This is a genomic window from Nesterenkonia sp. AY15 (assembly GCF_022565855.1).
In the GTDB taxonomy this organism is placed as follows: Bacteria; Actinomycetota; Actinomycetes; order Actinomycetales; family Micrococcaceae; genus Nesterenkonia.
The window spans coordinates 76,054-96,647 of the sequence record NZ_JAJOYV010000005.1 but is presented as its reverse complement, the minus strand read 5'-3'; the positions used below and the strand labels follow the sequence as shown (position 1 = coordinate 96,647).

Here is a 20,594-nt window from a genome sequence, read left to right as displayed (position 1 = left end):
GTTCACGGGCGATGCTGTCGATCAACTGTTCCTCGATCACAGGGCACCGTCCTGCATCTCCTGTGCCTTGAGGGTCAGCCATTCCCCGATGGCCTCGATGTCCTCTGCCGGGAGATCTAGCCAGACATCATGTCCGTCTGCGTCGATGATCGTGAGGCGCGGGTTGACCTTTACGCCGTCTTGGAAGACGTCTGAAGTGGTCAGGCGAACGTTGCTCTGCCTCTGAGGCGTGGGGACGACAAGGCAGGCGACCTGTTCAACGGTCTCGGCGATCTCCTGGTCATCGGCGTTCTCTTGGCTCGACGGCTTCTCAGCTGTATTCTGTTCCATGTTCGATGCCCCTTCGAGGGTGTCTGTATCTGATTCGGCCCGGTGTACTTGTTTGGCGACAGGCACCGGGTCGTTTTCTGTTTGCGGGTGGTTACTCGGTCTACTCAAGGTGTGACCTTCCTTCGGAACCACGCCTTAACGGCTGCCTCGGCAGTCGGGTCCACATAGGTTGTAGAGGAGAACCGCAAAGCGCTATCGGCCTCCACCGTTGTCATGTAGGACCCTGCGAGAGCCTTGGCGTGACGTTCGCTGACCTGCGCCCCGGTCTCCGCTGCTGCTTCTCTAATCCACTTCTTCACTGCCACAAAATTGGGCATAGCTTCTCTCCTGTTCCCGGTCTCTCGACCTGCGCCGGACGGCGACTTGGTTTCTACTGCTGGGATCATGCGCTGACCTTCTGCTCCTCGGCCTCGAACTGGTGCTCCAGCCACCGGGCGCAGTCGGATTCCTTAAACATGCGCCTTCCCCCAATGAGGGCCGAAGGTGGAGCCTTTTTGGTGTGGATCATCCAGTGCACGGAGCCTTCAGATTTTCCGGTCCACTCTCCGAACTCTTTGACGGAAACCAGTCGTTCGCCGCCGATGGTGATAGGTGCCATGTGCGCTTCCTGTTCTGCTACGTGGTGATGGTGGGGTACCAGCACATCATTAGCTTAGCATAGTTCAGCGTGGTGATGCCCAGCCCGCAACAACATGTTGTAGAGTGCCTTGTATGCGAAGCGAAATACCTGAATTGCCCGAAGATATGGACCCCGAGGAAGCGATGGAGGTGATCAACCGTCCGTGGGAGTACAACTTCCGCGTGAACATGGCGCGTATCCGGGAGATGTCTGACATAAGCCAGACAGGACTTGCTAAGTCGCTGAAGGCTGCTGGCCTTCCGTTCCACCAGCAAACGGTTCAGCGGATTGAGAAGGGCGGCAAGGACGGGAGACCCGTTCGCCTAAATGAGGCGTTTGTAATCGCGCAGGTACTCGGCGTGGAGTTACAGACGCTGCTCCAACCTGCGAAGTCCTCCACGCCTGAATTAAGCGTCTCTCTCTATGCAGACCGAATCCAGCGGGATAGCTACCTCATGGGAGAGTCACTAACCGAGCAATTCGCGGACTGGTGTCACCACGTCTCCGCCCTGCTCTATGAGGTGCGAGAGCCGGTCATGGAAGCAGTCAAGCAGGAGGACGCAGCGCCTAATGATGTGACTCTATGGTGCTGGGCGGTGGCAGTCCGGTTGGTGAACTCCACTCAGGAAATAATGAATTGGATTGGTCTCGTGAACTATGAATTATGCGCCGAAGAGTTGCCGTCTCGGCCGCCAGAGACGTCATCCAATGATCTGATGCAGGAGGTCGCCTGGTACCTCGGGGACGATGATCTGGTCTACGGGGAACTGAAACAGTTTCTTGACGTTCTGATGGACAAGGGGAACAAGTGCCTCGAAGATGTCCCCCGGGAGCTTAATCCGTTCCACGTAGGGGACGACACCTTGTCGAATATTTTGGCGAAGCGGCCCTCCTGATGGCATATCTCAGGACTCGCGACAACGGCAACGTTCAGGTTCGATGGTGGGACCTCAACGGCAAGCAGCGCTCCAAGACATTCGGGCCAGATGAGAAGCGCAAGGCTAAGGCGTTTAAGTCTCAGGTAGAGACTGAGCTGAATGCCGGAGTGGATGTTGATCTTCGCAAGTCCAAGATGACGTTCTCTCATTGGGCGGAGCTGTGGCTGCAAGGTCAACGTATGCACCGAGCTTCAACTTTTAGGCAAGCCGAGTCGGACCTGAAGCGGCTCCAGGAGGCGTTCGGGGATAAGCCACTGCGCTCGATCACGGTCTCGCTGGTGCGAGCCTGGGTGGGCTCGATGCAGGTCGAGGGGCTTGCACCGTCCACGGTCTATGCCAGGCACTCCCGTTTGAAGCAGATCATGGAAGCCGCTGTAGATGAGGGCCTTTTGCAGAAGTCGCCAGTGGGCCGTAAGACGGCCCCGAAGCTGCCGTCGAGACAGTTTCAGTTGCCGACGACTGAGCAGGTGTGGGAGCTGCATAGTGCCATGCCTGAAGGGCTGCGGCCTGCGATCCTTCTGGGTGCGTTTGCGGGGCTGCGGAACGCCGAAGCGGTTGCGCTGCGAACCGAGGACGTCGATTTCATGCGGGGCGAGATTACGCCGCAGATCCAACACGGTGGGGGAGTGCTGAAGACAGAGTCGTCACGGTGGACTATCCCCATTGCGGATGAATTGGCGCTGGAGCTTTCGCGCTACGTAGACACCGGCTTCACGGATACTTTCGTTCAGTCCGCCTACGGTAAGCGGATCACGCCGACACGGTTGCAGGTGCACGTCAGCCAGAAAGCTGAGCGGCTGAAGTTCTACGACGGGTTCAGGTTCCACGATCTGCGGCACTTCTACGCCTCCGCGCTGATCGCTGCGGGGCTCGATGTCGTCGCGGTGCAGCACTGTATGCGCCATGCCAAGGCGTCGACCACATTGAACACTTACGGGCACTTTTGGCCGGACACGGCAGAGGCCCCACGTGCGGCGGTGAGCAAGCTCTTCGCGGCAAATGGGGCCTCTGAGGGGCCAGACGCGGCTAGTTCCGCGTCATCTAGCTAGACCGAGTAGTAGAGCTCGAACTCGTACGGGTTCAGCCGCAGGTTCAGCGGTGCGATCTCTTCTTCGCGCTTGTATTCGACCCAGGCCTTGACCAGGTCCTCGGTGAAGACGCCGCCCTCGAGCAGGAACTCGTGGTCAGCCTCGAGTGCCAGCAGGGCCTCTTCCAGCGAGCCGGGAGCCTTCTGGATGCTGGCGGCCTCTTCGGCGGGCAGCTCGTAGAGGTCCTTGTCGATCGGATCTGCGGGCTCGATCCGGTTGCGGATTCCGTCCAGGCCAGCCATCAGCTGCGCCGCGAAGGCCAGGTAGGGGTTGGAGGAGGGATCCGGTGCGCGGAACTCAAGCCGCTTGGCCTTCGGGTTCGCCCCGGTGATCGGGATGCGGATCGCGGCGGAGCGGTTGCCCTGCGAGTAGACCATGTTGACCGGGGCCTCATAGCCCTTGACCAGGCGCTTATAGGAGTTCACCGTCGGGTTGGTGAAGGCCAGCACGGCCGAGGCGTGCTTGAGCAGACCACCGATGTACCAGCGGGCGGTGTCGGAGAGGTTCGCGTAGCCCTTCTCGTCGAAGAACAGCGGGGTGCCGTCGGTCCACAGCGACTGGTGGCAGTGCATGCCGGAGCCGTTCTCACCGAAGATCGGCTTGGGCATGAAGGTAGCCGACTTGCCGAACTGATCCGCGGTGTTCTTCACGATGTACTTGAACTTCATCAGGTCATCTGCGGCGTGGGTCAACGTGTTGAACTTGTAGTTGATCTCCTGCTGACCGGGGCCACCGACCTCGTGGTGGGAGCGCTCGACCTCCAGGCCGACGGCGTCCAGGGCCACGCAGATCGCATCGCGCAGATCGGCGCTCTTGTCCTGGGGGCTGACCGGGAAGTAGCCGCCCTTGGTGGCCATCTTGTGACCGAGGTTGCCGCCCGGGATCTCCTCGGAGGACTGCCAGGAAGCCTCATCGGAATCGAGGGAGTAGAAGGAGGTGTCCGGGCTGGACTGCCACTTCACATCGTCGAAGAGGAAGAATTCGGCCTCGGCGGCGAAGAAGGCCGTGTCAGCGATGCCTGAGGCCTCGAGGTACTCCTCGGCCTTCTGGGCGACGCCGCGGGGGTCACGGGCGTAGGGCTCGCCGGTGCGCGGGTTGACGATCGAGAACGTCATCACGAGGGTCTTCTCCACGCGGTACTCATCGATGTACGCGGTGGTCACATCGGGGATGAGCTGCATGTCAGACTCGGCGATGCCCTGGAACCCGCGGATGGAGGAGCCGTCGAAGAGCTGTCCGTTCTCGAAGAAGTCGAGGTCAACGGTCTTTGCCGGGAGGTTGAAGTGGTGCTGAAGGCCGGGAAGGTCGGTGAAGCGGACGTCGACGAATACGACATCCTCTTTCTCGATGTACTTCAGAACTTCGTCAGGGCTTTTGAACATACGTCCGTGCTCCTCGTCAGGTGTCTGGGCTTGCGTGCGTAACTGGGGTGAACGCTCGGTCCCACGCTATGGGCCGGGCATTTCCCGGCCATCACGCAAATGTTTCCGTCATGTAACTTAAGTTGCTCATGGGCCTGTGACAAGGCGTCCCCGGTGGAAGGAATAGACTGACCGGGGCCGTGCTCGCACGGCCACATGTTCTACATCACTCTCTCATATCCGAGGCAGAAGGAGATCTGTGGCGAAGAGCGACGGCGCATCCCCCAGCGGCTCCGCCGCGGACTCCGGAGAGCCTCGGTGGGCCGGTGAACACCTGGGCCTGCCGGAGTCTGGTCCCGGCAGCATGGCGCCCTGGAGCCGACGCATCCTGGCCCTGTTCATCGACTGGGGGATCGCCACCCTGATCTCGATGGCCTTCTTCGGCGGCGACGAGCTGGTGACCTTTGGGATCTTCGTGGCCAGCCACATCATCCTGATCGGCCTGCTCGGTGTCACGATCGGCAAGCGGCTGATGCGGATCCAGGTGGTCCGCGGCCAGAACGTCCCGGGACCGATCTGGTCCACGGTCCGCACGCTCCTGCTGCTCCTGCTCCTGCCGGTGATCCTCATCGGCGCCGACGGTCGCGGAGCCCACGATCGGGCGGCAGGCACCGTCCAGCTGCGCATGTGAGTGCCCCCCGACCCGCGCGGGTGAGCCGACTCGCCGATCACCCCGGCCGCGGCCTGGCAGTCATCTGTGCCAGCGCGCTGAGCACCCAGTCCGGCGCCGCCGTCGGATCGCTGGCCTTCAGCAGCCTCACCCCGGTCGGTGTGGTCGCGGCCCGTCAGCTGGTCGCCGCCACCGTTCTGCTCTCGATCGCCCGCCCGAAGTTCTGGCGCTTCACCCGCAGCCAGTGGTCGCCGGTGCTGCTGCTGGCCTTCTTCTTCGCCGGGATGAACACCGCGCTCTACGCAGCCCTGGAGCGGGTGGGCCTGGGCACGGCGGTGACCATCGAGTTCCTCGGTCCGCTCGCTGTCGCCGTGCTCTCCTCGCGGCGCCCCCGCGACGGGCTCTGCGCGCTGATGGCGCTGACCGGGGTGGTCCTGCTGACCCGACCCGGACCCACCAGCGACCTGCTCGGACTGGGCTTCGCCGTGCTCGCGGCAGGTTGTTGGGCCGGTTATATCCTGACCAACAGGGTCGTGGGTCAGCGCCTGGAGGGCGTCCAGGGGGTCGCCGTCGGCACCGCGATCTCGGCGCTGGGGCTGCTGCCGATCGCTGCCGTGATCGTGTGGCACATGCAGCCGCCGCTGGAGGCCTTCCTGTTCGCCGCCGTCGCCGGGGTGCTGGCCTCCGCGGTGCCCTACTCGCTGGACCTGATCGTGCTGCGCCACATCAGCCCGGTGGTGTTCGGCCTCGGCATGTCTCTGCACCCGCTCTTTGCGGCGCTGATCGGGGCAGGCTTCCTCGCGCAGCACCTTCCGCTGGTGGCCTGGGCCGGCATCGTGCTGGTGGTGCTGAGCAACGCACTCACGCTCAGCGGCCCATCCCGGCGCCTCCCCTCTCGTTGAGAAGCGGCGCACCTTCGCGTTGCGGGGCGGAGCCTCCGGGTGGTGAGGGCGTCTTCGGGTCCAGGTGATCGGAGAATCCGCCCCTCAATGCAATCTGTTTCCAGGTTTTAGCCTTGAAAGTAGCTTTTGAAGGCTGTAGCCTGCATCTATGTTCGTCGTCACCGCTGATCAGCATCGCAGCACCGAGATGGGGGAGCGGGTGGACGAGCTCCTCGCTGAGCTCGCGCCCTGGAACGCCCGGTGGGAGGCTCAGATCGTGCTGCCGCTGGAACGCACCGTGGGCGATGAGGTCCAGATCCTGCTGGGCGGCGCGGAGGCCGCGGTGGATCTCGCGCTGACCCTGTGTCGCACCGAACAGTGGGCCGTGGGCATCGGGGCCGGAGCCGTGGAGCATCCGCTCGGCGCCAGCGCCCGGGCCAGCTCCGGGAGCGCCTTCATCCAGGCCCGCTACGCCGTGGAGCGTGCCCGCAGCCGCACCGAACCCGTCCCGCTGGTGGTCCAGGGTGATCACCCGGAGGCAGCCGTGGCCGCCACTGCGGTGCTGCAGCTGCTCGGCGGGGTGGTGCGACGCCGCGCGGACACCGGCTGGGAGGTCAGCGACCTCACGGAGCAGGGACTGACCCGGGCCCAGATCGCCGCAGAGCTGGGCATCACCGTGTCAGCGGTCAGCCAGCGCGCGCGCTCTGCGATGCTTGAGGAGGAGCGGCGCAGCCGTCCCGTGGCGGCGGCCCTGATCTCCGCCGCCGCCGGGGAAGGCAGCTGGAAGGTCGCCCCGCCCCAGGACCAGGAGGACTGACACCCATGACATGGCTCGCGATCACCGCGGTGGTGCTGCTCGCCCTCGCCCTCTCGGCATTCCTGGGCGCGGTGCTGGTGGGCTGGCTGCTGCGCCGGGTGGAACCTGAGGGCTATGGTCCGGGCATCCTGCGCGGGGGCACCTGGATCGGGATCCTGGAACGACTCGCGATCACCGGCGCGGTCTTCGGCGGCTACCCCGAAGCCATCGCGGTGGTGCTCGCCGTCAAGGGCCTGGGCCGCTACCCAGAGCTGCGCTCCTGGCAGGCTGACCAGCGCGCAAAGGCCACCGAGCGGTTCATCATCGGCACCCTGGCCAGCTATATCTGGTCCGGAGCGCTGGGCCTGATCGGTCTGGCCGTGATCCGAGCGATCAGCTGATCGCTCGGCCCCTTCCACTCGGCGACTCCGCGCCGACCGCCAGCCGGTGATCGATGGCGCGAGCCAGCTCATCGGCGGCCCAGGGCGCGCGGTGAAGGTTCAGCGCCGGTTCGAACAGCTCCGCCTCGAGCAGCACCGTCCCATGCTCGGCGGATCGGACCAGATCGATCCGGCCGTAGAGCGGCAGCTCGGGCTCGGTGGTCTTTGTCGCAGTCGCCCGGGCCGCGGCGGCCAGCGCCCGCTCTCCGAAGCTGACCTCGTCGGCCGAGGCCTGCACCAGCTGCGGGTCCTCCAGATAGGTGCCGCCGCGCAGACCCCCGCCACGGGCCAGCAGCGCGCCCTTGGAGATCGTGTGCGTATGGTGGCCATCGATGAAATAGAGCGCCTTCTCCCGGCCCTCACTGAGCTCGGGAACCTCGGGCTGGATCATCACGGTGAGGCCGCGGGCGAGGATCCGCTCCCCCAGGGTGACCGCCCCCGCGGAGTCCGCGCGCAGCAGCTCGGTGTCGAAGGAGCCGGCGGAGATGGTGGGTTTGATGACCACCCAGCCATCGCCGTGCTCGGCCAGCCCGCGGCGAAGCGCGTCGTCGTCGTCGGCCCAACTGGTGGGGACGCTGGCGAGCCCCTGGGCTTCGAGCTCGCGCAGGTAGACCTTGTCGAGGTTCCAGCGGATCAGCTCGGGGCTGTTGAGCACGCGGACCTGCGCCTGCGCCCGCTCCAACCACCCCAGGAACGCCTGCGCGCGGGCAGGGTAGTCCCAGGGGGTGCGGATGACCAGCAGGTCGTACTCCGGGGCCGGTTCCCAGCGGTGCCAGATGACCGGCTCCGCGAAGATGCCCAGCCGCTGCAGCGCAGCGATCAGCGGATCGGTGTCCCGGTCAGGGGCCAGCGGGTAGTCGTCGGTGACCACGATCCCGACCCGGCGCGGCCGCGGCGTGGGGACCAGGCTGTGTTCGGGAAGCCAGCGGAACCGCTCGACGACGATGAGCTCATCCTCGCCCAGGCCCGGCTTCTGCGACCCGCCGTCGCCGCTTTCGCCGGTGCTGCGCCAGAAATCTTCATGTGCTTCACGCCAGGCCGCCACGGAGGCGTAGCCCTCACCTTCTCCGCGGGCGACCATCTGGGTGATCTCACCCAGCGGCACCAGGGACACCTGAACCACCTCGACGACGCCGAGGCTCTCATCCTCGACGCCCAGCAGCCGCTGGAGCCCGGGCGCCGGCAGCGGATCGGCGTCGGCGACGTAGGAGCGGTGCAGGCTGGTGGTCATCGTCTTGACCCCGGTGATGACGGCGCCGGTGAGGCGCGCGCGCAGCTCCCCGGAGGCGAGGTCCATCGCAGGCAGGGAGTTGATCTGTTGCGGAGTCAGGGTCTGTTGAGGTGTCACGGCTTCATGCTTCCGGTGCGCTGGTAGTTCCCGTGCCAGCTCAGCGCCTCGCCCAACAGGTGCGGGGTGTGCCGTCCGCGGACGTTCTGGGCCACTGCGCGGTCGAAGTAGTCCTGGAGCAGGTCCTGGAAGTCCGGGTGGGCGCAGTTGCGGATGATGGTGCGGGCGCGGGCCGCGGGGGAGAGGCCACGCAGGTCCGCCAGTCCCTGTTCGGTGACCAGGATCTGGGTGTCATGTTCGGTGTGGTCGATGTGGCTGGCGAACGGCACGATCGCGGAGATCGCGCCCTCCTTGGCCGTCGAGCCGGAGACGAAGAAGTTCAGGTAGGCGTTGCGCGCGAAGTCGCCGGAGCCGCCGATGCCGTTGATGATGGAGCTGCCCATGACGTGGGTGGAGTTCACGTTGCCGTAGATGTCCGCCTCGACCATGCCGTTGATCGAGATCACGCCGAGCCGTCGGATGGCCTCCGGGTGGTTGGAGACCTCCTGGGTGCGCAGCAGGATCCGGCCCTTGTACTCCGCAGCGCGGGCGTTGAACTGCGCGGCGCGCTCGGCGGAGAGCGAGAAGGAGGTCGCGGAGACCGCGGTCAGCTTCCCTGTGTCGATCAGGTCCAGCATGCCGTCCTGGATGACCTCGGTGTAGGCCAGCAGATCCTCGAACTCGCTGTGCGCGAGCTCGGCCATCATCGCGTTCGCGACGTTGCCGATCCCTGACTGCAGCGGCAGCAGGTTCTCCGGCAGCCGCCCCTGCCTGATCTCGTAGCGCAGGAAGTCCACCACGTGCGCGGCCATGGCCTTGGACTGCTCATCGGCGGGCTTGAAGGGCAGGTTCCGGTCCGGCGCGTCGGTCTTGACCACCGCGACCACCTTCTCCGGGTCCACGCGCAGGTAGGGATCCCCGATGCGCTGCATCGGGTCGGTCAGCTGGAGCGGGCGGCGCTCCGGGGGCAGCTTGGTCCCGTAATAGATGTCGTGGAAGCCCTCGTAGGCTCGCGGATGCCAGTCATTGACCTCCAGGATGACCTTGTCCGCCAGCTGCAGCCAGGTCTTGTTGTTGCCCACCGAGCTGCCCGGGACCAGAAGTCCGTTGGGCAGGATCGCGGCGACCTCGATGACGGCGACGTTGAGCTTGCCGTAGAAGCCGAACCAGGCCTGCTGGGCGGAGTGGCTCAGGTGGGTGTCGACGTACTCGGTCTCGCCGGTGTTGATGGCCTCACGCATGGTGGGATCTGACTGGAAGGGCAGCCGACGGCGGACGGCGCGGGCGTCGGCGAGCACGCCGTCGAGCTCAGGCGCGGTGGAGGCACCGGTCCAGAGGTCGATGCCGAACTCCTCGCCACGGTCGTGGGCGTCCTTGGCCCGCTCCGCCAGCGCTGCTGGGACTGCTTTGGGGTATCCGGCGCCGGTGAACCCGCTCATCCCGACCCGGTCGCCGTCATTGATGTGGGTGGCGGCCTCAACGGCGGAGGTGACCTTGGCGGCCAGCGTGGGGCAGGTGATTCGACTTGGAACAGCGTTCATTCACCCCAGCCTAGGCGACCGCTGGCCCTGCCGGGATTCGGGGCCTGGCGCTAGGCTGGGTGACACGACGCAGGTTCATCCCTGCATCTCAAGTGGGAGGACGCACTATGAATGGATTCGTGCCCTATCCGGTCCGAGACACCTACCGGCTGATCGAGCCGGGACCCACGGTGTTGATCTCCACCTCCGACGGTGTCCGGGACAACATCATGACCAACGCGTTCAACATGCCGGTCCGCCACGACGGGATCCTGGCAGTGATCGTGGGCACCTGGGACGCCAGCTTCGCGACGCTGCAGTCCACCCGGCAATGCGTGATCGGCATTCCCGGCGCCGAGCTGATGCGCACCACGGTGCAGCTGGGCAACTGCTCCGGCGACGACCTCGACAAGTGGGAGCACTTCGGACTGACCCGAGTGCCCGGAGTCAGCGTCGCGGCGCCGCTGATCGGCGAGTGTGTGGCCAACATCGAGTGCAAGGTCGAGGACGACTCGCTGGTGGAGGACTACTCGCTGTGGCTGCTGCGCACCACCGCGGCATGGATCAGACCCGACGCTGCACCCACCCCGGAGTTCCACCACCGCGGCAACGGGACCTTCTCCACCAATGGCGAGCTGCACGACCTGAGCGACGAGATGACGAAGTGGAAGTACTTCACGAACTAGAGCCGCTCCATGAGTCGCAGCGACAGGGTGGGTCGGCCTAGCGCTCCTCAAGTCCCCACGGTGACCCGTAGCCGACCGGCGCGTCTGCGGCGAGCAGCTCCAGAAACGGCCGGGAGTCGAAGGCCTCCGGACCCAGGACGCCGGTGCCCTGCCAGGTTCCCTTCGCGAGCAGCTCCAGAGCGATCACCGGATTCACCGCCGTCTGCCACACCACCGCCTGCGAGCCGAACTCGGCCATCGACCATTCGTTGTCCACCACGTGATACAGGTACACGGCCCGGGGGTCACCGTCTTTGCCGACCCCCGTCACATACAGGCCTGCGCAGGTCTTTCCCGTCATCCGGTCGCCCAGGGTGGCGGGATCGGGCAGTGCCGCTGCGACGACGTCGCGCGGCGACACCGGCACTCCCTTCACCATCAGCGGATCGGTGGAGTCGAGTCCAAGCTTGTGCAAGGTCTTGAGCACGTCGATGAACTCGTCGCCGAGCCCGTACTTGAAAGTCACCCTCCGGGCCTTGGTCCAGCGAGGCATGAGGATGACCTCCTCGTGCTCCACGTTGACACACTCCACCTCCCCGATCCCTTCGGGGAAGTGGAAGACCTGCATTTCACTGAACGGCTCGGTGGTGTACCAGCCGGTTTCACGTTCAAAGATCACCGGAGGGTTCAGACACTCCTCGATCGTGGTCCAGATCGAGAAGGAAGGCGCGAACGCCGGCTCGCCATCGGCTCCTGCCACAACGAGGTTGGCGCCGTCACGCACGCCCAGCTCATCTATCGAGCTGAACAGCTCATCCTCGGCGTAGCGGGCAAAGACGTCCGACAATCCCGGCTCCACGCCCATTCCCACCAGAGCGAGCCGTCCGGCGTCCTCCCACTGCTGGGCCAGGGCAAACTGTTCATCTCCCAGCATCACCCCGGTCTTCGAGTACGGCTCCTCCGGGTGCTTGACCGACAGGCTCATCGCCATGTCGAGGTAGGTCGACCCCGCGGCGAAGCAGCCATCGAAGATCGGCATCACGAACCGCGGATCCACAGCGTTGAGCACATGGGTGATCCCGTATTCGCGGACGACGGCGGCCACCGCCTCCGCCGATGAGGCGTCCACCTGCGTGGCCACCAAGCGGTCGTCGTCGAGGGATCCCACCAGGGCCTGGGGCCGGGCGGGGTCGTAGTCCGCGACCACCAGCAGGTCGAAGAACGTGCGGCGGACCGCGATCCGGACGGCGGCGGATCCCACGCCGCCGGCTCCGACAATGAGAATGCGCATCAGGTCAAGCCTCCATCGATTGAGCGTCGGTCGTCAGTGGGGGAGTCGGGCACCAGCACGGCGGTGTCGGCGTTCAGGCTCTCCCCGCGGAAGAACGGCAGCGACCCGGATCGGGTCCGCCAGAGCAGCATCAGCACAAGGCCCAGGGCCAGGGAACCGATGCCGACGACGAAGGTGCCGCCGACGCCGAGGAGCACGCTGTACCCGTAGTCGACGTCGGCCATGTCGATCGCTGACTTGATGAACGCCGCGGTCAGCAGCAGTGCGCCCAGCAGGGGGAGCAGGAAGCGGAAGATGAAGCTGTGGCGGGAGGTGAACAGCTCCCGGCGGAAGTACCAGACGCAGGCGTACCCGGTGATGGCGTAGTAGAAGGCGATCGCCAATCCGAGCGACAGAATCGAATCAGCCAGAATGTTCTCGCTGATCAGCGTCATCACCACGTAGAACCCGATCCCTGCCACTCCCATGACCAGCGTGGAGAAGGAGGGGGTCTTGAACCGCTGGTGCACCGTGCTGAACCGGCGCGGGAGCGCCTGGTAGACGGCCATGGACAGGGTGCCCCGGGCGGTGGGCAGGATGGTGGTCTGTGTCGAGGAGACAGCAGAGACGAGCACCGCCACCACCAGCAGCCAGGCGGCAGGGCCGAGGACGACATCCTTCAGCGCGAAGAACACGTCCTCAGCGTTGCCCTCGTTCCCGAGGCCGACCCCTTCCTCGCCCACCCCGGCGTACATCATCGCTGCGACGGTCACCCCCACATAGGTGATGAGGAGCAGCACCGTGGAGATCAGGGCGGCCAGGCCGGGAATGCGACGGGCATCGCGGGTCTCCTCGTTCAGGGCCAGGCAGGCGTCCCAGCCCCAGTAGATGAACAGGGCCAGCAGCACCGCCTCGGTGAAGCCCTCGATGCTCTCGAAGGCGAACGGGTTGAACCAGTCCAACGACGGCGTGGTGGCGTTCTCGGCGGATCCATTGGCGATCCCGATCAGCGAGAACACCACAAACAGGCCCAGCGCGAGGTACTGGATTCCCAGGAGGACGTTCTGGAGCTTCGCGCCGATTTCGACCCCGCGGTAACTGACGTATGTCATGGAGGCGATGAAGAAGACCCCGGTGGCGGTCACCAGCAGGGAGTTCTCGGCGAGGGACCCGTCACCGATCAGCAGCCAGAGGTAGATCCCGGCGATCTGCGCCAGGTTGGCGAGCACGATGATGCCCGCGACGGCCACACCCCAGCCGGCCATCCAGCCCACCCACGGGCCGAATGCCTTCGTGGCCCAGGTGAAGGACGTGCCGCAGTCGGGGATTTCGCGGTTGAGCTCTCGGTAGGCGAAGGCGATGAACAGCATGGGAATGAACGCCAGGATGAACGCGATGGGCGCCTGTGCTCCGACCGCGAGGACCACAAATCCGAGGGAGGCCGCCAGCGAATAGACCGGGGCCGTAGACGCGAGCCCGATGACCACCGATCCCCAGACGCCGAGTGTGCCGGTGGAGAGGCCCTTCCCCTGGCCCGACCGCGAGCCGCGGGGATTCTTCCCGAGAGTGGCATGGCTCATGGTGCTCCTCCGATGTCCGGCCGGGTCGGCGTCGGCGACCCGAAGCGATGTAACGCACGTCACTATACCGACTAGTCGGTTTTTCGGGTAGGCCCTACACTCGCTCTCATGGGTCATGCTCCGAGCACCGTTCAGCGGCTGATTGACGCGTATCAGGACATCCTGGTGTCCGACGGCGAACGCAGCGCCACCCTTGAAGCCATCGCCCAGCGCGCGGGCGTCTCCAAGGGTGGGCTGACCTACCACTTCAAGTCCAAGGACGAGCTGGCGGCTGCGCTGTTCGATCGGCTGCAGAGCCTGGTGGAGGCCGATCTGGCGGTGATGCGTGCGGAACCTGCACAGGCTGCCGATTACTACGTCAAGAGCTCACTCGACGTCGAAAGTCCACTGGAACGCTGCAACATGGCGGTCACCCGCTTGGCCCAGGGGTCGCATCCGGAGGCCAACGAACTCCTCGCCAGATGCCGCACCCAATGGTTCGACGTGTTGATGGACGCCGTGGGAAACGAAGACATGGTCCACCTGGTGATGCTGCTGGGGGACGGGATCTACTTCAACGCCTCGCTCACCGGCACCGGCGCCATGCCTTCGGAAACCGATCCGGCCACGATCGACCGGATCGTCGGCCTGATCGGGACGATCGAATACTGAGACGATTGAACACGCTCTCTGTGGCGGCCCGATTCAGTGCCGACCGACCTCGCGGGCGGCCTCCACTGCAGCCTCCGCGCCGTCGGACCACACCGCTCCGTGGCCGGGCAGCAGGTGGTCGGCTTCGGTGAGTGCGATCGCGTCCAGAGAGCTGATCGCCTGCGCCGTGTCCTTGGTGGCCGCCCCCGCGACGATCTGCGGACCGGTCTGACCGGTGTAGGGGTCCAGGGTCACCAGCGCGTCTCCGGTGAAGACCGCCCGGCGGTCCGGGAAATGCAGGATGCAGTGTCCGTCGGTGTGACCCGGGGTGTGCACCGGGACCGGAAAGCCCGGCACCTCGAGCACGGACCCTGCCGTCATCAGCTGGACTCCGTGGACCCCTTTGACGGTCAGTGCGCCGGAGGCCGCCATCCGGCCCAGCAGCGGCAACGATCGGGGGTGGCCCAGCGGGTAGAGCAGCCGGTTTCGTTCGGTCGCGTAGCGGTAGGGGTTGGCCGCCAGCCACGCGTCGTCGTGATGAACGATGACCGGGATCCCCAGGCTCTGCTGGGCTCGCAGCGCGAACCCCAGGTGATCGAAGTGACCGTGGGTCAGCACCAACGCCTTGATCTCATAGGGGAGCCGCTGGCGCGTCTTGAGCACCTCCATGACCTCGTGCCACATCCGGGGCAGCCCGGCATCGATCAGGGTGATGCCGTCCTTCGCCTCCACGACGTAGCAGTTCACATTCGCCTGCGACACGAGGTGGATGCCAGGGGCGACGCCATATTCGATCATGAGCTGGAGTTCCGATCCGTGGGGGTTCCGACAATCCTGGGTGTCCACACGGGGGTTGGTCAAGCGTGACGCGGGTCAGCTGCGCCACCTCTCTGGCGGCGACACCCGGCCCCCGCCGATCTCGAGCCCCCGGAGTCCAGGGTTCACCGGCAGCGCATCGAGCAGTCCCTCAAGGCGGGGCGAGAGCGGACCTGTGTGTACGGCTCCTCAGCGGCGCTTTCTGACCAGAGTCCAGATGTGTCCATTGTTGACCTCGTGGCTGAGCTGGTCCAGGGCCATCTTCGCGATCGCCAGGCCGCGGCCAGACTCGGCCAGCTCATCGGGAAGCTCGGCCTCTTCGAGCGCGACGGCGACCGGTGCGGCGTCGTCCTGGAAACGGGCGGACAGCGCGGCGTCGTCGACCGTCAGATCCGCGATGACGGTGACCTCGGCGTCGCCCTCACAGCCTGAGTGGGTGACGATGTTGGTGGCGATCTCGCTGACCGCCAGCGAGAAGAAGGTGCGATCCTCCTCGGAGATGCCATCGGCCGCGCGGCAGAGCCGCTCCAACGCGTCCAGCACCTGGTCCACGAAGGTCAGCTCGGCGGTGCCGGTCAAGGAGACCCGCGAGACCCCATCACCCATCGCCGAACGCCGCCTCGACGGTGGGGTGGTCGCGCAGGACTCGATCGAGGCTCGTGAGCCTCAGGATGCTCTTGACGGATTCACTGGCGGCGGCGAGCCGCAGATCACCCTCGGCGAGCCGCGCAGCCTTCAACCCGCCGATCAGGGCGCCCAGCCCGGAGGAGTCGATGAACTCGGTCTGGGCCAGGTCCACCACGATGCGCGGGCTGCCCTCATCGATGAGCTTCTTGATCGCCTGCTTGAGCCGGGGTGCACCCGAGGCGGTGAGCCGACCTTCGGGGCGCACGACGGCATGCCGTGTATGGGTGGTGACGTTGAGATTCATGATGCTCCTTCTGCCTCTTCGGCGTGTGCTGCAGGGCCCTTATAGCGAAGGGCTTGGATGACGACGCTCAGCGCGGCCAGCGAATAGGCCACCCAGACGATGTTGACCAACGTGCCGGTGCCATCGGCGGTGCCCATCAGGACCCGCACGACTCCGGTGATCAGCGCGATGATCAACAGTGCGATCGCGGTGAGCTGGGGCCAGACCTCGCGCAGCGGCAGGGAGCCGCCCACACGACCGTCCTTGCGGGTGACCACGAAGCTCAGCGGCTTCTTGAAGACCACATTGGCGAAGGACGACGTGCACGCGCGGATCCAGACGGGAAAGAGCGCCAGCGAGTACTGCTGGCCGCGCCAGGTGCGGATCCCGCGTGACACGATCAGGAAGAACAGCTGATTGATCAGGAAGTACGGCAGGAAGCGGGCGAAGAAGTCGCCGCTCCAAGCGGTCACCGGCATGACTCCGAACATCAGGTAGATGATCGGTGCGGAGAGGTAGACGATCGCGGCGAATCCGGCGAGGTAGCTCCACATGGTGCCGAAGTACATCAGCCGCTGACCGGCGGAGAGTCCCCGTTTGACCATGGGGTTGTCGCGCAGGAAAACCTGCATCGTGCCCTGCGCCCAGCGCAGGCGCTGCTTGAGCATGGTCTGCAGGTCCTCCGGCGCCAGTCCCCGGGCGAGGATCTCGTGGTGGTAGGCGCTTCGCCATCCCATGCTGTGCAGCTGCATCGCGGTGGCCATGTCCTCGGTCACCGAGATGGTGGCCAGCGGCTGGATCGGCTGGGCCTCGCCGGGGCGGTCCACGCGCAGCGCATCCACCAGAGCTCCGACGGACTTCACGGCGGCCAGCGGAGAGAGCTCACGGGTGGTCAGCGCGTCCAGGCCGACCTCATCGACGACGACCACGTCTCTTTCGGCGTCGTGCTGGACCGGCATCGCGTGGATCGCGGCGAGGTCCTCGGCCATCAGGTCCATGTCGTTCTTGACCAGCCGGCGGGAGGCGGCGTCGATCTGGGTGCGAAGCTGGTGGGTGACGTCAGCGATCGGTTCGCCGGCGGAGACGACGAACCTGGCTCCGGTGACCTCTTCGCGCAGACGCGTGAGCTCCTTGTGGAGCTCGGGCATGGCCCGGTGGCGGCCTGCTTCGCGGGCGAGCAGCCGCTCAGCCGCGCGCAGCGTCCGGCGAGTGGAGTCCTCGAGCTCGCGCACGTAGCCGACGATGCCGAGCTGCATCAGCGCCTCGCGGCGCAGCACGGCATTGGAACCGCAGAAGAAGGCGGCGTTCCAGCCATCCTTGCCCTGCTGGATCGGTCCGTAGAACAGCGGCGCCTGGCTGCCCAGCGGGTCTGCCTCGTCCACATTGATGAACCACTGCGGGGTCTGCACCAGGGCGACCCGTTCGTCGTCGGCGAAGTAGCCCAGGGTGCGGTGCAGGATCAGCGGGTCCGGAATCTGATCGGCGTCGAGGATCAGCAGGAACTCGCCGTCGGTCTCGAACAAGGCGTTGTTGAGGTTCCCGGCCTTCGCGTGGCGGGGCTTGTCGGTCCAGTCTGCCGACCGGGTGATGTAGCCCAGGCCCTCGGCCCGGGCTGCCGCGGCCATCTCCGGGCGGTCGCCGTCGTCGAGGACGAAGGTCTCGTGCGGGTAGGCGATGTTCTTCGCGGCCCGCGCGGTGGCCATGACCATGGCGACGGGTTCGTTGTAGGTGGTGATGAAGACGTCCACGGTGCCGGTGGGAGGGGACTCGGGGCCGGACCGTTCCTTGGCCCGCCACATGGTCGTGGCGAAGAGGAAGGTGTCGATCAGGCTGTAGGTCTCGGCGATGACCAGCGGCACCGCGATCCACCAGGCGTCCCAGTTGAGGGATTCCATCCAGCGCCAGGTGAGGTAGTTGACCCCGGTCAGCACTGCGAGGACCGCGAAGACCCGGATCAGGATCAGACGACGAGTCAAGAATCTCTCCTGACCACGAGCACAGTGACATCATCGGCGGCCTTGACCGCGAGGGCGCGGCGCAGGGCCTCTTTCACGGCACCGTCGATCCCATATTCGGCGAGGATCTCATCCACCTGGCCAAAGGGATCCTCCAGGTCCAGGAGGTCCAGCAGGCCGTCGCTGCAGCTCATGAGGGCGTCTCCGGGATTCAGCTGCACCGTGCCCAGTCCGTGGGCGTCTCCCATGCCCATGGCCAGCGGCAGTCCGGTGGAGTTCAGGTGCTCCCAGGTGCCATCGGCGCGCAGGATGAAGCTCAGGCTGTGCCCACCGTCGACATAGCTGACGACTCCGGTGCGGGTGTCGACGTCGGCGCAGAAGAGGGTGACGAACATGTGCAGGTCGCCGATGTCGTGTTCGAGGATCGAGTCGATCTCGGCCACGGTGGTGAGCAGTGAACGTTCAGGGGCAGTGCGCATCGAGGCGCGCACGGCGGATGCGATGATGCCGGCCCCGGTGCCTTTGCCCATCACATCGGCGAGGGTGATGCGGAGCTGATCATCTCGCAGCCTCACGTCGTGGAAGTCCCCGGAGACGCTGCCAGCCGGGGCCGAGCCGGCTGTGACGGTGTAGCCGGCAGGCTGCGGGAGGTCTCGCGGGGTCAGCGCGCGCTGGACGACGGCGGCGTGGTCCAGCTCCTGCTGCTGGGCGAGTTCGGTCTGGACCCAGACGGCGAGGTCCTTCAGGAGGTCGCGCTGGCTCGCATCGAGGGTCCGCGGCTCGGTGTCGAGCATGCAGAGGGTGCCCACATGTTCGCCGCAGGGTGCCTGCAGCGGGTGTCCGGCATAGAACCGGAGGTGCGGATCACCCAGGACGAAGGGGTTGGAGGCGTAGAACGCGTCCTGGGCGGCATCCTCGATGACGAGGGTGCCGGTCTGGGCGATCGTGGCCTCACAGAACGCGTCGGCCCGGGGCACCTCTCTCACGCCGAGGCCGATCTCCGACTTGCGCCACTGGCGATCTCGGTCGAGGAGATTGACGCTGACCATGGGGACGCCGAAGATCTGCTGGGCCAGACGGGTGATCCGGTCCACACGTTCGTCGGGCGGAGTGTCGAGGACCTTCAGGGCGTCGAGCGCACTTTGTCGACTCTCTTCGTCCAAGATTTTCAGCTCCTCCCAAGCTCGCGTACAGCAGCTGCTTAGGATCAGCCTAATGCACAGATGGGCGGGCCCTAGGGCCCACCCATCTGCGGTGTTGTCATTCAGATGTCATCGTGCGGGGTTCTCAGCGTGCGGGGCGCGGGGACCGTCCTGCTGAGCCTGCGCCGCTGCGTCCCGAGGGGCGACCGCCGCGGGCGGGTCCGGCCTGGCCGCCGCGTGCTGGGCCGCCGGAGCCGCCGCGACCGCCGCGTGCTGGGCCGCCGCCGCGAGGCGCGGAGGTCCCTGGACGACGGCGGGGCTGCTGCTGCTGGACAGGAGCGCGCGGGGCAGGCTTGACGAACTCGGCGGTGGCACCGACGAGTTCGCTCACGGCCTCGGACTCGGAGTTGACCCGGATCGGGTGCACGGCGATGGCTGCCTTGCGCAGCAGCGCCTGGGTGTCGCGGCGCTGCTCCGGAAGCATCACGGTGACCACGTCGCCGGCGCTGCCGGCGCGGGCGGTGCGACCCGAGCGGTGCAGGTATGCCTTGTGCTCGGCCGGCGGATCCACGTGGACCACGAGCTCCACCGAGTCCACGTGCACGCCGCGGGCTGCGACGTCTGTGGCGACCAGGACCTTGATGTCGCCCTCGCCGAAGGCGGCGAGGTTGCGGTCACGCTGGGACTGGGAGAGGTTGCCGTGCAGGTCCACCGCGGGGGTGCCCTGATCGGTGAGCTGCTTGGCCAGCTTCTTCGCCTGGTGCTTGGTGCGGGTGAAGAGGATGCGGCGTCCGGTGCCGGAGGCCAGCTGCTTCACCAGGTCACGCTTGTCGTCGTTGTGGACCTCGAAGACATGGTGGGTCATCGCGGAGACGTGGGAGGTGGCCTCATCCACGGAGTGCAGCACCTGGTTGTTCAGGAACCGCTTGACGAGCTTGTCCACACCGTTGTCCAGGGTGGCGGAGAAGAAGAGCCGCTGGCCCTTGGGGTCGGTCTTCTCCAGCAGCCGGGTGACCACCGGGAGGAAGCCGAGGTCGGCCATGTGGTCGGCCTCGTCCAGCACGGTGATCTCGACTGACTCGAGGCTCAGGGCGCGCTGGTTCAGCAGGTCCTCGAGGCGGCCGGGGCAGGCCACGACGATGTCCACGCCGGACTTCAGCGCGTTGATCTGGCGTGAAGCGGTGACGCCGCCGAAGATCGTGGTGGTCTTGAGGTTGTACGAGGCCGCCAGGGGCTCGAGCACCGCGTTGATCTGGGTGGCCAGCTCGCGGGTCGGAGCCAGGATCAGGCCCAGCGGGCGGCCCGGACGGCGGCGCTTGGCCGCGTCCTTCTCGCCGAGGCGGGCGACCATCGGGATGGAGAAGGCGAGGGTCTTGCCGGAGCCGGTCTTGCCGCGGCCGAGGACGTCGCGTCCGTTCAGCGTGTCGGCCAGGGTCTGTTCCTGGATGGCGAAAGCGTCAATCTTGCCGTCTGCAGCGAGAGCGCGCACCAGCGGTGCGGGAACGTTGAGGTCGGCGAAGGTCTGGGTCTCAGAAATGGCGGGAGCCTTTCGGAAAGCGCCAGACGCAGAGAAGGCAAGGGGGTACCCGCCTGGGACTGGTCTGGCAAAGGGCGAAGGCATCGGTTGATGCACTCGGTCGCCGCGAGAAAATCACT

22 protein-coding genes are annotated in these 20,594 nt (G+C 66.0%); 8 read left to right on the top strand and 14 right to left on the bottom strand.

The genetic code is table 11. The features are described from left to right. Positions 1–36: 36 nt before the first annotated feature. From LSI54_RS09080 to LSI54_RS09070, 3 genes are all read right to left on the bottom strand, one after another. Positions 37–330 (bottom strand): hypothetical protein, encoded by a 294-nt coding sequence (locus tag LSI54_RS09080; protein ID WP_241478197.1) that lies wholly within the window; start codon positions 328–330, stop codon positions 37–39. Between the two features lie 104 nt (positions 331–434). Beyond that, complete coding sequence (locus tag LSI54_RS09075) at positions 435–716, bottom strand: hypothetical protein (protein ID WP_241478196.1); 282 nt, start codon at positions 714–716, stop codon at positions 435–437. Further along, positions 713–928, bottom strand: a complete 216-nt coding sequence (locus LSI54_RS09070) for a helix-turn-helix domain-containing protein (protein ID WP_241478195.1) — start codon at positions 926–928, stop codon at positions 713–715. Before LSI54_RS09070 ends, LSI54_RS09075 begins: the two co-directional genes overlap by 4 nt. A 113-nt stretch (positions 929–1,041) precedes the next feature. Here LSI54_RS09070 and LSI54_RS09065 point away from each other — a divergent pair, with 113 nt between their 5' ends. Beyond that, positions 1,042–1,845: a helix-turn-helix domain-containing protein gene (locus LSI54_RS09065; protein WP_241478194.1), complete on the top strand. Its 804-nt coding sequence runs from the start codon at positions 1,042–1,044 to the stop codon at positions 1,843–1,845. Then, positions 1,845–2,936, top strand: a complete 1,092-nt coding sequence (locus LSI54_RS09060; RefSeq protein ID WP_241478193.1) for a site-specific integrase — start codon at positions 1,845–1,847, stop codon at positions 2,934–2,936. The genes LSI54_RS09065 and LSI54_RS09060 overlap by 1 nt, the downstream gene beginning before the upstream one ends. Here LSI54_RS09060 and glnA read toward each other — a convergent pair. Further along, positions 2,933–4,357, bottom strand: a complete 1,425-nt coding sequence (glnA, locus tag LSI54_RS09055) for a type I glutamate--ammonia ligase (RefSeq protein ID WP_241464668.1) — start codon at positions 4,355–4,357, stop codon at positions 2,933–2,935. The genes LSI54_RS09060 and glnA overlap by 4 nt on opposite strands. A 238-nt stretch (positions 4,358–4,595) precedes the next feature. Between glnA and LSI54_RS09050 the strand changes: the two genes are divergently transcribed. From LSI54_RS09050 to LSI54_RS09035, 4 genes are all read left to right on the top strand, one after another. Next, on the top strand, positions 4,596–5,027 hold the full coding sequence (locus LSI54_RS09050) for an RDD family protein (protein WP_241464669.1): 432 nt from the start codon (positions 4,596–4,598) through the stop codon (positions 5,025–5,027). Then, positions 5,024–5,908 carry an EamA family transporter gene (locus LSI54_RS09045; protein WP_241478192.1) on the top strand — a complete coding sequence of 295 codons (885 nt, stop codon included), beginning with the start codon at positions 5,024–5,026 and terminating at the stop codon, positions 5,906–5,908. Before LSI54_RS09050 ends, LSI54_RS09045 begins: the two co-directional genes overlap by 4 nt. A 148-nt stretch (positions 5,909–6,056) precedes the next feature. Beyond that, complete coding sequence (locus LSI54_RS09040) at positions 6,057–6,704, top strand: hypothetical protein (RefSeq protein WP_241469457.1); 648 nt, start codon at positions 6,057–6,059, stop codon at positions 6,702–6,704. Between the two features lie 5 nt (positions 6,705–6,709). Continuing rightward, positions 6,710–7,084: a hypothetical protein gene (locus LSI54_RS09035; RefSeq protein ID WP_241464672.1), complete on the top strand. Its 375-nt coding sequence runs from the start codon at positions 6,710–6,712 to the stop codon at positions 7,082–7,084. On the opposite strand, the gene LSI54_RS09030 is transcribed toward LSI54_RS09035, so the two are convergent. Both LSI54_RS09030 and LSI54_RS09025 read right to left on the bottom strand, forming a co-directional pair. After that, positions 7,077–8,471: an ASCH domain-containing protein gene (locus LSI54_RS09030; RefSeq protein ID WP_241478191.1), complete on the bottom strand. Its 1,395-nt coding sequence runs from the start codon at positions 8,469–8,471 to the stop codon at positions 7,077–7,079. The two genes, LSI54_RS09035 and LSI54_RS09030, sit on opposite strands and share 8 nt — an antisense overlap. Beyond that, the gene (locus LSI54_RS09025) at positions 8,468–9,991 is read right to left on the bottom strand and encodes an acetyl-CoA hydrolase/transferase family protein (RefSeq protein WP_241478190.1); all 1,524 of its coding nucleotides are present in this window, start codon (positions 9,989–9,991) and stop codon (positions 8,468–8,470) included. The genes LSI54_RS09030 and LSI54_RS09025 overlap by 4 nt, the downstream gene beginning before the upstream one ends. Positions 9,992–10,098: 107 nt before the next feature. Between LSI54_RS09025 and LSI54_RS09020 the strand changes: the two genes are divergently transcribed. Further along, positions 10,099–10,656, top strand: coding sequence for a flavin reductase family protein (locus LSI54_RS09020; RefSeq protein ID WP_241464674.1), 558 nt, complete (start codon positions 10,099–10,101; stop codon positions 10,654–10,656). Positions 10,657–10,693: 37 nt separating this feature from the next. Here LSI54_RS09020 and LSI54_RS09015 read toward each other — a convergent pair whose 3' ends face one another. Both LSI54_RS09015 and LSI54_RS09010 read right to left on the bottom strand, forming a co-directional pair. Beyond that, the gene (locus tag LSI54_RS09015; protein ID WP_241478189.1) at positions 10,694–11,926 is read right to left on the bottom strand and encodes a saccharopine dehydrogenase family protein; all 1,233 of its coding nucleotides are present in this window, start codon (positions 11,924–11,926) and stop codon (positions 10,694–10,696) included. Beyond that, on the bottom strand, positions 11,926–13,485 hold the full coding sequence (locus LSI54_RS09010) for an APC family permease (protein ID WP_241476164.1): 1,560 nt from the start codon (positions 13,483–13,485) through the stop codon (positions 11,926–11,928). The genes LSI54_RS09015 and LSI54_RS09010 overlap by 1 nt, the downstream gene beginning before the upstream one ends. A 165-nt stretch (positions 13,486–13,650) precedes the next feature. Between LSI54_RS09010 and LSI54_RS09005 the strand changes: the two genes are divergently transcribed. Beyond that, positions 13,651–14,136, top strand: a complete 486-nt coding sequence (locus LSI54_RS09005; RefSeq protein WP_241478188.1) for a TetR/AcrR family transcriptional regulator — start codon at positions 13,651–13,653, stop codon at positions 14,134–14,136. 33 nt (positions 14,137–14,169) lie between these two features. On the opposite strand, the gene LSI54_RS09000 is transcribed toward LSI54_RS09005, so the two are convergent. The 6 genes from LSI54_RS09000 to LSI54_RS08975 form a co-directional block, all read right to left on the bottom strand. After that, complete coding sequence (locus tag LSI54_RS09000; protein ID WP_241478187.1) at positions 14,170–14,913, bottom strand: MBL fold metallo-hydrolase; 744 nt, start codon at positions 14,911–14,913, stop codon at positions 14,170–14,172. A gap of 207 nt (positions 14,914–15,120) precedes the next feature. After that, positions 15,121–15,537: an ATP-binding protein gene (locus LSI54_RS08995; protein ID WP_241478186.1), complete on the bottom strand. Its 417-nt coding sequence runs from the start codon at positions 15,535–15,537 to the stop codon at positions 15,121–15,123. After that, positions 15,530–15,862 carry an STAS domain-containing protein gene (locus tag LSI54_RS08990; RefSeq protein WP_241464680.1) on the bottom strand — a complete coding sequence of 111 codons (333 nt, stop codon included), beginning with the start codon at positions 15,860–15,862 and terminating at the stop codon, positions 15,530–15,532. The genes LSI54_RS08995 and LSI54_RS08990 overlap by 8 nt, the downstream gene beginning before the upstream one ends. Beyond that, positions 15,859–17,817: a glycosyltransferase family 2 protein gene (locus LSI54_RS08985; RefSeq protein WP_446740425.1), complete on the bottom strand. Its 1,959-nt coding sequence runs from the start codon at positions 17,815–17,817 to the stop codon at positions 15,859–15,861. Before LSI54_RS08985 ends, LSI54_RS08990 begins: the two co-directional genes overlap by 4 nt. Next, entirely contained in the window at positions 17,814–18,959 is a 1,146-nt protein-coding gene (locus tag LSI54_RS08980; RefSeq protein ID WP_241478185.1) for a PP2C family protein-serine/threonine phosphatase, read from the bottom strand. The genes LSI54_RS08985 and LSI54_RS08980 overlap by 4 nt, the downstream gene beginning before the upstream one ends. 124 nt (positions 18,960–19,083) lie before the next feature. Continuing rightward, positions 19,084–20,427 carry a DEAD/DEAH box helicase gene (locus LSI54_RS08975; RefSeq protein ID WP_241469454.1) on the bottom strand — a complete coding sequence of 448 codons (1,344 nt, stop codon included), beginning with the start codon at positions 20,425–20,427 and terminating at the stop codon, positions 19,084–19,086. Positions 20,428–20,594 lie beyond the last annotated feature (167 nt).

Coding starts and splice junctions, on each gene's coding strand:
- LSI54_RS08995 (WP_241478186.1), bottom strand. CDS start 15,537: ATGGGTGATGGGGTCTCGCGGGTCTCCTTGACCGGCACCGCCGAGCTG.
- LSI54_RS09020 (WP_241464674.1), top strand. CDS start 10,099: ATGAATGGATTCGTGCCCTATCCGGTCCGAGACACCTACCGGCTGATC.
- LSI54_RS09025 (WP_241478190.1), bottom strand. CDS start 9,991: ATGAACGCTGTTCCAAGTCGAATCACCTGCCCCACGCTGGCCGCCAAG.
- LSI54_RS09015 (WP_241478189.1), bottom strand. CDS start 11,926: ATGCGCATTCTCATTGTCGGAGCCGGCGGCGTGGGATCCGCCGCCGTC.
- LSI54_RS08990 (WP_241464680.1), bottom strand. CDS start 15,862: ATGAATCTCAACGTCACCACCCATACACGGCATGCCGTCGTGCGCCCC.
- LSI54_RS09080 (WP_241478197.1), bottom strand. CDS start 330: ATGGAACAGAATACAGCTGAGAAGCCGTCGAGCCAAGAGAACGCCGAT.
- LSI54_RS09075 (WP_241478196.1), bottom strand. CDS start 716: ATGATCCCAGCAGTAGAAACCAAGTCGCCGTCCGGCGCAGGTCGAGAG.
- LSI54_RS09070 (WP_241478195.1), bottom strand. CDS start 928: ATGGCACCTATCACCATCGGCGGCGAACGACTGGTTTCCGTCAAAGAG.
- LSI54_RS09040 (WP_241469457.1), top strand. CDS start 6,057: ATGTTCGTCGTCACCGCTGATCAGCATCGCAGCACCGAGATGGGGGAG.
- LSI54_RS09065 (WP_241478194.1), top strand. CDS start 1,042: ATGCGAAGCGAAATACCTGAATTGCCCGAAGATATGGACCCCGAGGAA.
- LSI54_RS09010 (WP_241476164.1), bottom strand. CDS start 13,485: ATGAGCCATGCCACTCTCGGGAAGAATCCCCGCGGCTCGCGGTCGGGC.
- LSI54_RS09060 (WP_241478193.1), top strand. CDS start 1,845: ATGGCATATCTCAGGACTCGCGACAACGGCAACGTTCAGGTTCGATGG.
- LSI54_RS09000 (WP_241478187.1), bottom strand. CDS start 14,913: ATGATCGAATATGGCGTCGCCCCTGGCATCCACCTCGTGTCGCAGGCG.
- LSI54_RS09035 (WP_241464672.1), top strand. CDS start 6,710: ATGACATGGCTCGCGATCACCGCGGTGGTGCTGCTCGCCCTCGCCCTC.
- glnA (WP_241464668.1), bottom strand. CDS start 4,357: ATGTTCAAAAGCCCTGACGAAGTTCTGAAGTACATCGAGAAAGAGGAT.